General features: G+C 66.6%; 12 protein-coding genes and 1 pseudogene. 9 read left to right on the top strand and 4 right to left on the bottom strand.

Annotated features, from left to right (window positions below; all coding sequences use genetic code 11):
* Window position 1: 1 nt before the first annotated feature.
* Window positions 2-433 carry a YbaN family protein gene (locus ROZ00_14085; GenBank protein ID MDT3737353.1) on the bottom strand — a complete coding sequence of 144 codons (432 nt, stop codon included), beginning with the start codon at window positions 431-433 and terminating at the stop codon, window positions 2-4.
* Window positions 434-620: 187 nt separating this feature from the next.
* Here ROZ00_14085 and ROZ00_14080 point away from each other — a divergent pair, with 187 nt between their 5' ends.
* From ROZ00_14080 to ROZ00_14055, 6 genes are all read left to right on the top strand, one after another.
* Entirely contained in the window at window positions 621-2033 is a 1413-nt protein-coding gene (locus ROZ00_14080; protein ID MDT3737352.1) for a saccharopine dehydrogenase C-terminal domain-containing protein, read from the top strand.
* Window positions 2034-2109: 76 nt separating this feature from the next.
* Window positions 2110-3879 carry an acetate--CoA ligase gene (gene acsA / locus ROZ00_14075; protein ID MDT3737351.1) on the top strand — a complete coding sequence of 590 codons (1770 nt, stop codon included), beginning with the start codon at window positions 2110-2112 and terminating at the stop codon, window positions 3877-3879.
* Window positions 3876-4862, top strand: coding sequence for a pyruvate dehydrogenase (acetyl-transferring) E1 component subunit alpha (pdhA, locus tag ROZ00_14070; GenBank protein ID MDT3737350.1), 987 nt, complete (start codon window positions 3876-3878; stop codon window positions 4860-4862). Before acsA ends, pdhA begins: the two co-directional genes overlap by 4 nt.
* A complete protein-coding gene (locus ROZ00_14065; protein MDT3737349.1) occupies window positions 4859-5830 on the top strand; it encodes an alpha-ketoacid dehydrogenase subunit beta in 972 nt (323 codons plus the stop codon). The genes pdhA and ROZ00_14065 overlap by 4 nt, the downstream gene beginning before the upstream one ends.
* Window positions 5827-7005 carry a dihydrolipoamide acetyltransferase family protein gene (locus ROZ00_14060; protein ID MDT3737348.1) on the top strand — a complete coding sequence of 393 codons (1179 nt, stop codon included), beginning with the start codon at window positions 5827-5829 and terminating at the stop codon, window positions 7003-7005. The genes ROZ00_14065 and ROZ00_14060 overlap by 4 nt, the downstream gene beginning before the upstream one ends.
* Window positions 7005-7250, top strand: a complete 246-nt coding sequence (locus ROZ00_14055) for a phosphopantetheine-binding protein (GenBank protein MDT3737347.1) — start codon at window positions 7005-7007, stop codon at window positions 7248-7250. The genes ROZ00_14060 and ROZ00_14055 overlap by 1 nt, the downstream gene beginning before the upstream one ends.
* A gap of 42 nt (window positions 7251-7292) precedes the next feature.
* On the opposite strand, the gene htpX is transcribed toward ROZ00_14055, so the two are convergent.
* Genes htpX through def form a run of 3 tightly spaced genes read right to left on the bottom strand, consistent with a single transcriptional unit; the run spans window position 7293 to window position 9631 of the window.
* A complete protein-coding gene (htpX, locus tag ROZ00_14050; GenBank protein ID MDT3737346.1) occupies window positions 7293-8132 on the bottom strand; it encodes a zinc metalloprotease HtpX in 840 nt (279 codons plus the stop codon).
* Between the two features lie 60 nt (window positions 8133-8192).
* On the bottom strand, window positions 8193-9128 hold the full coding sequence (fmt, locus tag ROZ00_14045; GenBank protein ID MDT3737345.1) for a methionyl-tRNA formyltransferase: 936 nt from the start codon (window positions 9126-9128) through the stop codon (window positions 8193-8195).
* The gene (gene def, locus ROZ00_14040) at window positions 9128-9631 is read right to left on the bottom strand and encodes a peptide deformylase (GenBank protein MDT3737344.1); all 504 of its coding nucleotides are present in this window, start codon (window positions 9629-9631) and stop codon (window positions 9128-9130) included. The genes fmt and def overlap by 1 nt, the downstream gene beginning before the upstream one ends.
* A 124-nt stretch (window positions 9632-9755) precedes the next feature.
* Here def and ROZ00_14035 point away from each other — a divergent pair.
* The 3 genes and pseudogenes from ROZ00_14035 (at window position 9756) to ROZ00_14025 (ending at window position 12343) form a co-directional block, all read left to right on the top strand.
* Window positions 9756-9992, top strand: a pseudogene (locus tag ROZ00_14035) (LysM peptidoglycan-binding domain-containing protein).
* Window positions 9993-11582: 1590 nt separating this feature from the next.
* Complete coding sequence (locus tag ROZ00_14030; protein MDT3737343.1) at window positions 11583-11864, top strand: hypothetical protein; 282 nt, start codon at window positions 11583-11585, stop codon at window positions 11862-11864.
* Entirely contained in the window at window positions 11861-12343 is a 483-nt protein-coding gene (locus ROZ00_14025) for a DUF494 domain-containing protein (protein ID MDT3737342.1), read from the top strand. The genes ROZ00_14030 and ROZ00_14025 overlap by 4 nt, the downstream gene beginning before the upstream one ends.
* The last annotated feature ends 95 nt before the right edge of the window (window positions 12344-12438 follow it).

Below are 12438 nucleotides of genomic sequence, written 5' to 3'. Positions count from 1 at the left end.
GCTAACGGGGCCGGTCGCGCGAGGGGATGCGGTACATGTAGGCGGCAAGCAGCATGCCGAACAGCGCCAGCGCCGCCTGCAGTTCGGGCCAAGGGACAAAGAAAAGGATGGAGATGCTCAGCGTCGCCGCCATCATGGCAATGGCAGCGAGCTTGACGCGCCAGGGAATGCTGCGATGGCGCCGCCACTCGAGGATGGTCGGGCCGAACGTCGGGTTGTTGAGCAGCCAGTTGTAGAAGCGCGTCGAGGCGCGCGCATAGCAGCCGGCGGCCAGCAGCATGAAGGGGGTGGTCGGCAGTACGGGCAGAAAGGCGCCGGCTATGCCCAGCAACACGAACAGGGTGCCCAGCGCGACGAACAGCAGGCGCACCGCCGGCGAGTCGTGCCTGTTCATCTCGGCGCTGTAATCGATGTTTTCCCGGCGTTTCCGCATCGGTCCGTTCCCCGGAGAAGGGGCGATTGTACGCGTCGGCGGAGATCCCCGGCTAAAGGCAGCCATTGGCCGCGGACTTGCTCCACGACATTGCGTTTTCATGGATTTTCCTTTATCCTGCGCGGCCTTACGTAATAAACAACCATGTCGCCCAAAGGGCCGCGGAAAGGTTTTTAGGGGAGAGAAATTGGGGGAAAACCGCAAAGCGCTGGCCTTTTCCGGCCGCATCGTCATGGTGGGCTTCGGCTCGATAGGACAGGGCACGCTGCCCTTGCTGCTGCGCCACATCGACCTGAAGCCGGAGCAGGTCGTCATCGTGACCGGCGACGAGAACGGCCGCAAGGTGGCCGCCGAATACGGCGTCGCCTTCCATGACTCCCCCCTGACTCCCGCCAATTTCCGCACCCTGCTGGAGCCGCGCCTGGGGCGCGGCGACCTCCTGATCAATTGTTCCACCGACGTTTCCAGCGTCGCCCTCATCACGCTCTGCCAGGAGCGTGGCGCGCTCTATATCGACACCTGCATCGAGCCCTGGGCCGGCGGCTACACCGACGTTTCGGTCACGCCGGCAGCGCGCTCGAACTATGCCTTGCGCGAGACGGCGCTGAAGCTCAAGCGGCCTGGCACGCCGACGGCCATCATCACGCACGGAGCCAATCCGGGCATGATTTCGCACCTGGTCAAGGAAGCGCTGCTCAACATCGCCCGCGACACCGGCCGACCGGCAGCCGCCCCGAAGGACCGCGCCGGCTGGGCGCGCCTGGCGCGCGACCTGAACATCCGGACCATCCACGTTGCCGAGCGGGACAGCCAGGTGGCCGAGCCGCGCAAGGCACCCGGCGAGTTCGTGAACACCTGGTCGGTGGAGGGGTTCGTCGGTGAAGGCTGCCAGCCTGCGGAACTGGGTTGGGGCAGCCATGAGAAGCATTTCCCCGCCGACGGACGTCGTCATGAAGCCGGCTGCAAGGCCGCCATCTACCTGACACGCCCCGGCGCCAGTACGCGGGTGCGCACGTGGACGCCGCTGGCCGGGCCGATCCATGGCTTTCTCATCACCCACAGCGAATCGATTTCCCTGGCCGATTTCTTCACCATCGGCGACGGCAGCAGCCCGGAATATCGGCCAACGGTGCATTACGCCTACCACCCCTCGGACGACACGGTGCAGTCGGTGCACGAGCTGGCCGGCCGCAACTGGCAGATGCAGGCATCGCACCGGCTGGTCAAGGATGAAATCATTTCAGGCGTCGACGAGTTGGGCGTGCTGCTGATGGGCCACGAGAAGGGCGCCTACTGGTACGGCTCGCGGCTCTCAATCGTGGAAGCGCGCCGCCTCGCCCCGCACAACAGCGCCACCAGTCTGCAGGTGACGGCGCCGGTGGTGGCCGGCGTGATCTGGGCGCTGCGGCATCCGGACCGCGGCGTGGTCGAGCCGGAGGAAATGGATCACGCCGAGATCATGGATTTCATCCGGCCGTACCTCGGCCAGGTGGTCGGCGAATACAGCGACTGGACGCCCCTGCAGGACCGCGGCAGGCTGTTCGAGGAAGACCTCGACGGCGACGACCCCTGGCAGTTCAAGAACTTCCGCGTCGTCTGATTCTTTTGTCGTAAGTCAAAGTCCGGGCGGTACCGGCACCGCAGAATTCCTGCATCATTCGCGTGGAGGAGGCAGGGTGGACCGTCCGCTAATCATCCGCAAGACCGCCGCCGATCTGCGCGTGCCGCCGAACCTGTCGGACTACGCCGCGACGCGCGCCGCATTCAGCTGGGACGCCGTGCGCGCCGAGCTGGCCGGCCTGCCGGGCGGCGGGCTCAACATCGCGCACGAGGCCGTCGAATGCCACGCCCGCGGACCGCTGCGCGACAAGGTCGCCTTCCGCTTCCTCGGCGCCAGCGACTCCCGCGACATCACTTATGGCGAGCTGTCGCGCCTGAGCAACCGCTTCGCCAATGTCCTGAAAACGCTGGGTGTCGGCAAGGGCGAGCGGCTGTTTTTGCTCTCCGGCCGCATTCCCGAGCTCTACGTCACGGTGCTGGGCAGCTTCAAGAACGGCACGGTGGTCTCCCCGCTCTTTTCCGCCTTCGGGCCGGAGCCGATCGCCACCCGCATCAGGCTCGGCGAGGGCGCGGTGCTGGTCACCACGGAGCTCCTCTATGAACGCAAGGTGGCGAAGATCCGCGAGCAGCTGCCGACGCTGCGCCACGTGCTGCTGGTGGGCGAGGAGGGGCAGGCGACGAACATTCCCGGCACGCGCGACCTCGGCACGCTGATGGCGCAGGCCGCGGACGAATTCGACATCGTGCCGACGCAGGCGGAGGACCTGTCGCTGCTGCACTTCACCAGCGGCACCACCGGCACGCCGAAAGGCGCCATGCACGTGCACGGCGCCGTGGCGACGCATTACGCCACCGGCCGCTACGCCCTCGACCTGCACGCCGACGACATCTACTGGTGCACCGCCGACCCGGGTTGGGTGACGGGCACCTCCTACGGCATCATTGCGCCGCTGCTGCATGGCGTCACCTCGATCGTCGACGAGGCGGACTTCGACGCCGAGCGCTGGTACCGCATCCTCGACGAGGAAAAAGTCAGCGTCTGGTACACGGCGCCGACCGCCATCCGCATGCTGATGAAGGCCGGTGCGGAAATCGCGCGCAAGCACAGCTATCCCAACCTGCGTTTCGTCGCCAGCGTCGGCGAGCCGCTCAACCCTGAGGCGGTGTGGTGGGGCAAGGAGGTGCTGGGCCTGCCGATCCACGACAACTGGTGGCAGACCGAAACCGGCGGCATCATGATCGCCAACACGCCGGCCTTCGACATCAAGCCCGGCTCCATGGGGCGACCGCTGCCCGGCATCGAGGCGGCCATCGTGAAGAAGGAGTCGGACGGAAAAGTCAGTCCCGTCGACACGGCGGACACGGAGGGCGAGCTGGCGCTGAAGGCGGGCTGGCCTTCGATGTTGCGCGGCTATCTGCACAACGAGGAGCGCTACAAAAAATGCTTCGCCGGGCCGGACAATGCCTGGTACCTCACCGGCGACCTGGCGAAACGCGACGCCGATGGCTACTTCTGGTTCGTCGGCCGCGCCGACGACGTCATCAAGTCGGCCGGCCACCTGATCGGCCCCTTCGAGGTGGAGAGTGCCCTGATGGAGCACCCGGCGGTGGCCGAGGCCGGCGTCATCGGCAAGCCCGACGAGGTGGTGGGCGAAGTGGTGAAGGCCTTCGTCTCGCTGAAGAAGGGCTTCGAGGCGAGCGAGGCGCTGCGCATGGAGCTGCTCGGCCATGCGCGCAAGAAACTCGGCGCCGCGGTGGCGCCGAAGGAGATCGACTTCCTGCCCTCGCTGCCGCGCACGCGCAGCGGCAAGATCATGCGGCGGCTCCTCAAGGCCCGCGAACTGGGACTGCCGGAAGGCGACACGTCCACATTGGAGTCGTCGTGATTCAGCCGCCGTCCGGCCCCGTTCCCTGGGACAAGGATTTCGCGCAGAAGCTGCTCTTCGACATGCTGCGCATCCGCCGCATGGAGGAAAAGTGCGCCGAGCTCTACGGCGCGCAGAAGATCCGCGGCTTCCTGCACCTCTACATCGGCGAGGAGGCCTGCGCCGTCGGCGCGCTGCATGCGATCCTGCCGGAGGACAACATCGTCGCCACCTACCGCGAGCACGGCCATGCCCTGGTGCGCGGCGTGTCGATGGATGTGATCATGGCCGAGATGTTCGGCAAGGCCGCCGGCTGCTCGCGCGGGCGCGGCGGCTCGATGCATCTCTTCGACGCGGCGACGCGCTTCTTCGGCGGCAACGCCATCGTCGGCGGCGGGCTGCCGCTGGCGATCGGCTTCGGCCTGGCGGACAAATTGCAGAAGCGGCAGGTGGTCACCGCCTGCTTCTTCGGCGAGGGCGCCATGGCCGAGGGCGCCTTCCACGAATCGATGAACCTCGCCGCGCTGTGGCAGCTGCCGGTGCTGTTCTGCTGCGAGAACAACCTCTACGCCATGGGCACGGCGCTGGCTCGTTCCGAGGCACAGACCGACCTCTGCGCCAAGGCGGCCAGCTACGCCGTGCCGACGCTGAAGGCCGACGGCATGGATGTGGTGGCGGTGCATGAAGCGATGAAGCTCGCCGTCGCGCACGTGCGCGACGGCCTCGGCCCCTTCTTCCTCGAGTTGCAAACCTACCGCTTCCGCGCCCACTCGATGTTCGACCCCGAGCTCTACCGCGACAAGGCGGAAGTGGAGGAGTGGAAGACGCGCGGCCCGCTGCACACCTTCTCGGCGCGGCTGAAGGCAGAGGGCAAGCTCACCGAGGAGGAGTTCCTCGTCTTCGACGCGCAGGCGAATGCCGAGGTGCAGGCGGCGGTGGAATTCGCCGAGGCTGCAGCGTGGGAGCCTGTGGAAGATTTGTTGAAAGACGTGTACTCGCCATGAAAATGACTTACCGCGAAGCGGTGCGCCAGGCCATGCGCGAGGCGCTTGCCGCCGACCCGCGCGTCTTCCTGATGGGCGAGGACGTCGGCAGGTACGGCGGCACCTACGCCTGCTCGAAGGGCTTCCTCGAGGAATTCGGCCCGGAGCGCATCCGCGACACGCCGCTTTCCGAACTGGGCTTCGTCGGCGCCGGCATCGGCGCGGCGCTGGGCGGCCTGCGACCGATCGTCGAGGTGATGACGGTGAACTTCAGCCTGCTGGCGCTCGACCAGATCGTGAATACCGCGGCGGCGCTGCGCCACATGTCGGGCGGCCAGTTCTCCGTGCCGCTGGTGCTGCGCATGGCCACCGGCGCCGGCCGCCAGCTCGCCGCGCAGCACTCGCACAGCCTGGAGAACTGGTACGCGCACATTCCCGGCATCCGCGTGCTGGCGCCGGCGACCATCGCCGACGCGCGCGGCATGCTCGCCCCGGCGCTGGCCGATCCGGACCCGGTGGTGATCTTCGAGCACGCCCAGCTCTACAACCTGGAGGGTGAACTGCCGGACGACTGGCACTGCGACATCGCCTCGGCGGCGGTGCGCCGCGAAGGCACGGACATCAGCCTGATCACCTACGGCGGCTCGCTGCCGAAGACGCTGGCCGCCGCCGAGCAGCTCGCCGCGGAAGGCATCCAAGCGGAGGTGATCGACCTGCGCGTGCTGCGGCCGCTGGACACCGACACCCTCGCCGCCTCGCTGCGCAAGACGCACAAGGCCGTGGTGGTCGACGAGGGCTGGCGGAGCGGCAGCCTGGCGGCGGAGGTGATGGCGCGCATCGTCGAGCAGTGCTTCTTCGACCTCGACGCGCCGGTGGCGCGCGTGTGCAGCGAGGAGGTGCCGATTCCCTACGCAAAGCACATGGAGGAAGCGGCGCTGCCGCAGGTGCCGAAGATCGTCGCCGCCGCAAAACAGGTGACTGGAAAATGATCGAATTCAAACTGCCGTCCCTCGGCGCCGACATGGACGAGGGCAAGCTCCTCGAATGGAAAGTCAGGCCCGGCGACACGGTGAAGAAGGGCCAGGTGGTGGCCATCGTCGACACCTCGAAGGCGGCGGTGGACGTCGAGAGCTGGAGCGAGGGCACCGTCTTCGAGCTGCTCATCGAGCCGGGCGAGACGGTCCCCGTCGGCACGGTGATGGCGACCCTGCTCGAGGCAGGCGAAACGCCGGAGACGGCGAAGCGCACGCCGCGTGCGGCGCCGACGCTCATGGCGGCGGCTGCACCGTCCCCCGTGCCTGCAGTCACGGCGCGCCCCGCTGCGGCGATCGCCGGCCGCCGCCGCATCTCGCCGGCGGCGCGCAAGCATGCCGAGGAGCTGGGCGTCGACATCGAGACCGTCGCCGGCACCGGCCCCGAGGGCGCCGTCACGCTGGCGGACGTCGAACAGGCAGCCGTGGCCAAAGTCAGTCCTGCCAGGACGGCGCCGGTTCCCGACAAGGCGGCGGAAATGCGCAAGGCCATCGCCACGGCGATGAGCCGCTCGAAGCGCGAGATCCCGCACTACTACCTCTCCGAGCCGGTGCCGATGCGCCGCGCGACGGAGTGGCTGGCGAAGGCCAACGAGGGCCGCCCGATCACGGCGCGCCTGCTCATGGCCGTGCTGCAGCTGAAGGCGGTGGCCCTGACGCTGAAGCAATTCCCCGAGATGAACGGCTTCTTCCGCGACGGCGCCTTCCAGCCCGCCGCCGCCGCGCACATCGGCGTGGCGATTTCGCTCAGGCAGGGCGGCCTCATCGCGCCGGCCATCCACGACGTCGGCGAAAAATCGCTGGAGCAGCTCATGCTCGACCTCGCCGATCTCGTCAAGCGCGCCCGCGCGGGATCGCTGCGCAGTTCGGAGATGTCCGACCCGACCATCACCGTCACCAACCTCGGCGAGCAGGGCGTGGCGGCGGTCTACGGCGTCATCTATCCGCCGCAGGTGGCGCTGGTCGGCTTCGGCCGCATCGTCGATCAGCCCTGGGCGGTGGATGGTGCGCTGACGGTCATGCCCGCGACGACGGCCAGCCTCGCCGCCGACCACCGCGTATCGGACGGCCATCGCGGCGCGCTCTTTCTCGCCGCGCTGCGCGATCAACTGCAAGAACCGGAGAACCTGTAATGGAAGAACAAGAACTGCGCGCCGTGGTGATCGCCACGCTGAAGACCATAGCGCCGGAAGTGGAAGACGGCGACCTGCGCGCCGACCGGCCGCTGAGGAACCAGGTCGACCTCGACTCGATGGACTGGCTCAACTTCCTGATCGGCCTGCACGAGAAGCTGAAGGTGGACATCCCGGAGGCCGACTACGCGAAACTCGTCACGCTGGGCGACGTGCTCGATTACCTCAAGAAGAAGCTCAAATAGAAAGGGCGGCCGCAGCCGCCCTTTTGCCTTCCGTTTCCTCGGTCACGCCATCGCGCGCAGGCGCGCGATGCGCTCCTCCGTCGCCGGGTGCGTGCTGAACATGCCGCGCAGGCCGCCGCCGGAGAGCGGGTTCATGATCATCATCTGCGCCGTCTCGGGATGCGCCTCCGCCGTGTGCATGGGGATGCCGCGGGCGTAGGCGTCGATCTTGGCCAGCGCGTCGGCGAGCGCATGCGGGTCGCCGGAGATCTCGGCGCCGCCGCGGTCGGCCTCGAATTCGCGGGCGCGCGAGATGGCCATCTGGATCAGCATGGCAGCGATCGGCGCCAGGATCATGACGACGATGGCGACGATCGGGTTGGCGCGCTCGCCGTCGCGCGAGCCGCCGAAGAGCATGCCGAACTGCGCCAGCGAAGAGATGGCGCCGGCGATGGTGGCGGAAATCGTCGAGATGAGGATGTCGCGATGCTTGACGTGCGACAACTCGTGCGCCATGACGCCGCGCAGCTCGCGCGCCGAGAGCAACTGCAGGATGCCGGTGGTGGCCGCCACGGCGGCGTGCTCCGGATTGCGGCCGGTGGCGAAGGCGTTGGGCTGCACCTCGTCGATGAGGTAGACGCGCGGCATCGGGATTTGCGCGCGCCGGGCCAGTTCCGCCACCATGTTGTAGAGATAGGGCGAGGAGGAGGCGTCCACTTCCTGCGCGTTGTACATGCGCAGCACCATCTTGTCCGAGAACCAGTAGGCGAAGAAGTTCATGCCCGCGCCGAGCAGGAAGGCGATCAGCATGCCCTGGGCACCGCCGATGGCGCCGCCGACGGCGGCGAACAGCGCCAGGATGCCGGCCATGAGGATCGCGGTTTTCAGCCAGTTGCCGAACATGGGTTCTTGTCTCCAGTCAAAATGGAACGCAGTGACTAGATGGGGCAGGCGCCGGAAAATTCAATCCGTCGCGACGGCGAAGCGCTGCCCGGGCTTGAGATCGAAGCCGCGCAGGAAATCGGCGGCCGGCAGGCGTTTGCCGCCGGCTTTCTGCAATTCGATCAGGCGCAGCGCACCTTCGCCGCAGGCGACGACGATGCCGTCGCTGCCGGCGGCCAGGACGCGGCCGGCTTCACCTGTTTGCGAAACGGGTTCCGCCGCCCAGACCTTGACGATCTGGCCGTCGATCTGCGCCGCCGCGCCGGGGAAGGGGTTGAAGGCGCGCACCGCGCGGTCCAGCTGCGCGGCGGGCAGTCGCCAGTCGAGCGCGGCTTCGGCCTTTTCCAGCTTGGCGGCGTAGGTGACGCCTTCAGGGGTCTGGATTTCGCCGGGCAGCGCCCCGCGTTCCATCCGGCGCAGCGCTTCCACGATCAGGCGTGCGCCCAACCCGGCCAGCTTGTCGTGCAAGGTGCCGGCGGTTTCGGTGGCCGCAATGGGCAGACTTTCCTTGAGCAGCATCGGACCGGTGTCGAGCCCGGCCTCCATGAGCATGATGGTGACGCCGGTTTCGGTATCGCCGGCCAGGAGCGCGCGCTGGATCGGTGCCGCCCCGCGCCAGCGCGGCAGGAGTGAAGCATGGATGTTCAGGCAGCCCAGCCGCGGGATGTCGAGGACGGCCTGCGGGAAGATGAGGCCGTAGGCGGCCACCACCATGACGTCGGCCCCGGCATCGATGATGGGCAGGCGGGCTTCCTCGGATTTGAGGGAGGGGGGCTGGTGCACCCGCAAACCATGCTGCAGGGCAAGTTGCTTGACTGGGCTGGCTTGCAAGGACATGCCACGTCCCGCAGGGCGATCCGGCTGAGTAAGCACTAACGGCACATCCTGTCCGGCAGCCAGGATGGCCTGCAACGAAATGGCGGCAAAATCCGGCGTCCCGGCGAAGATGACGCGCATCACGCCGTGATGCGCGCCTGCTTGGCCAGCTTGGCTTTGATGCGGCCCTGCTTGAGCTGGGAGAGGTGCTCGACAAAGACCTTGCCATCGAGATGATCGATTTCGTGCTGGACACACACCGCCAGCAGGCCTTCCGCTTCCAAGGTAAATGGCGCGCCCTGCGGATCGAGGGCACGCACCTTGACCCGTTCGCTGCGGGTAACCTTCTCGTAGATGCCCGGCACGGACAGGCAACCTTCCTCGCAGACCTGCTCGCCGGAACGTTCGAGAATCTCCGGATTGACGAAAGCGAGCAGCTTCGATTTGTCTTCCGACACGTCGATGACGACCACTCGCTTGTGTACATCAACCTGGGTGGCGGCCAGACCGATGCCCGGTGCCTCATACATGGTTTCCGCCATGTCGGCGATCAGCTTGCGGATGGATTCATCGACCTGCTCCACGACGGCAGCTTTCTTGTGCAGGCGAGGATCGGGATAACGGAGAATCGGCAGAAGGGCCATAAAAAGCTTGCGGATTTAGGTAATTAGGTGCAACAATTAATGCAAACCTGTAAAAGTCGGGGCTAGCGTGCTAGACTTCGACGAGAATCCGGTCCCCGGCTCGGGAACCTTGCGCGAGGCCAAGATGATGATTCGCATTATATCTGCGCTACTTCTGAGTTTTTCAACCGCCTGTGCCTTGGCACAGGATGCCAAGCCACTCCAGCTAGCCGACAACGCGCCCGACCGCCATATCGTCGTGCCGGGCGATACGCTATGGGGCATTTCCGGGAAGTTTCTCAAGGAACCCTATCGCTGGCCGGAGCTGTGGCGCATGAACAAGGAGCAGGTGAAGAACCCGCACCGCATCTACCCGGGCCAGGTGCTGGTTCTCGACCGCAGCGGCACCGATCCGCAATTGCGTCTCGAAACCGTGAAAATCGAACCCAAGGTTCATTCGGAACAGCTCTCACAGGCAATTCCGAGCATTCCTCAGAMSWKMAWSKMSMSCYKMMKRTCCAKKCSGAWSRWRYYKSMMRRGSMWKSSCKRRMAKMCSSSMSRAWRMYMKYKRSCMYKYMSKRWSMMSGYSKMTRSWKCKGSMMGRRSRKSSRMKSMWRKRTRMGCSGAMWRWMGKKSMMRCACARGMWGWSSSMGKYYWYMYSKSYCMCSRMGSCSGTSWYYRMKCSMGMRRSCWRRRRRRSMAWYSSAMAMSAKGSSWKMTMTYYCGKYMCRSCMAMSCKSKKMKCSRWMSKSRAACCRRSSAMGSYRKMKGYMRYSAMGSSYKYKMWSKMGRTMSGSMYMMRYKMSYSGCKGAKGSCGRMCYMGCGMSMYKRRATSWTSCSMYRSSCGYCCMRSRWAYCKRMMWMRMWGAYCSRSKGAYRSSWMSCRSSCRTSYRKRKWKSMKYCAMKRMGMSCSSCMSSYWCYMKMYMRKMASMTTSARKSSCRGSWCSCSGSMMKSYRTSGMRSCSKSMMRKRWACYSGYCRTYWWTCSMWMKKGMSGCKRRMKYSYKKWMCGCGRKRKRRMMKMRASGMSSRMCATSWRMTKGCCRYCYRWSSSMWMSGKSSYGMKSKTCKYYWYCSSSRYSKYMRMSMRMMKWKCMWMWKCRMWKKKSMKSSMSRWCRYWMSKSCSKKGKKKKYKTCYKMYRYSKYKYSSACSSCRTWWSYKMCGCGSKRGWGSKRWCYSRCMKCSTRSKYRCGCCWKAMSYKYRSKSYGRRMRYYRRCKSSSMGMCKSRSYGCRSSYKWCYCKCSSRMCKSGSWYTKSCSGMSAGGMKMWKCGCMGCCWGCYSGSCRMCWYYGGCCYKSMCGATYKSRTCYKSRCMGSYRGMRCMRCTRCKYTKYCRYGMKSSWYWWSGCSMRAKCRRSMMGRMMMKCKYCTKKSCTRSRRWGCSSRRMRMSRSMWYSMYGMSSCYSKCSSMTGSGSCSWMSMSSCRRSSMMTGCYWKMMKYRMCSKRSCCGMYKMSKSYTWTSYRYRWSRMSKGCYSGRTGSASCYGMYCMRCMCMCCSKCCYWYRYRWKMRWSGKYKCRCSSAACKSCWCRMYGCMSRGRSMSTCSMMWKCGWYGGCYYKCGCMAYSMCACKCSMCRRKGCSSRSCYRACSMKKRWSMSYKSSCYGSCGCYYKGYMYSRWSSCGGMCKCACMWYSSKSMGSSSYSYGSSGCWMGGSMTCGAYRSKSSSRSWSATCGSSRCSGGCWKCGMKSSWRWSKWTCSMSSSYSSMMSYRRKMRSYRSCSSSWKMKATCGCSKCWMMMSSSSSCRYMAYCAGSSRSTKKCSMSWSRRMWYGCSSRSMWKGRMGKMAWMSTYWSCSMRYYSCMRYYSSRYMMKYYSSSRYYYMRSGMRMRKYTSYCKSGYMGYWRWSGCRKCRKMWCGSRSCKSYYSMSYSRTYRCCKSSWGGYKGRSSSGSSRGMRSGSMSSSGMYSKSTYMKCMMTYCCTGGCTCGATCCATTCGCCCCTGTCGAAGGGTTGTCACAAGTTGATCAAGCAGGGCGCCAAGCTGGTGGACGATGCCCGCGACATACTGGACGAGCTGGGCTTCTGCGCCGCAGCGGAAAGAAAATCCGCGGCTGCGCCGCAACCGGACAGCGAATCGGCAAAGCTACTCGATTGTCTTGGCTACGATTCTTGCGATGTAGACACGCTGGCCCTGCGCTCCGGCTTGACGACCGAGAGGCTATACGCCATCCTGTTGAAAATGGAACTGGACGGCAGGATCGCCAGCCTGCCGGGAGGACGGTTCCAACGCATCGGCCCATGAACAGACGACACGCCGCCGCCATGTTCGACATACTTGTCTATCTCTTCGAAAATTTTTTCCACGCCGAAGCCTATCCCGAACCCGAGCAACTTGCCCTGAAGCTTTCTGCCGCCGGCTTCGAGGACGAAGAAATCAGCGAGGCCCTGCAGTGGCTCGACGGCCTGCAGGAAGCGGGCACCGACAGCCTGCCCGCGATCGCCGCCGACAACGACTCGGTTCGCTGCTACGGTTCCGAGGAAATCGCCAAGCTCGACACGGACTGCCGGGGGTTTCTGGCCTTTCTGGAGAGCGCCGGAGTACTGAACCCGCTGACGCGCGAACTGATTCTCGAACGGGCGATGGCCCTGTCCGACCACACGGTGTCGCTGTCGAAGCTGAAAATCATCGTGCTGATGGTGCTGTGGAAGCAGCATCAGGCAATGGACACACTGATCCTGGAAGAACTGCTTTCGGGCAATGATGCGCATTATCTGCATTGAGCGCACACCCCCCCGGCTTGCCAGTCTGCGGCGCAGTCCTTATCATCCCGCCCTTTCCACGCCTTGACGGCAGCGCCCACCCGCGCCGCCGGACC

Origin of the sequence: Denitratisoma sp., from assembly GCA_032027165.1 — a bacterium.
GTDB lineage: Bacteria > Pseudomonadota > Gammaproteobacteria > Burkholderiales > Rhodocyclaceae > Desulfobacillus.
Note: the sequence above shows the minus strand (reverse complement) of the source record. Positions and strands in the feature narration are given on the sequence as shown.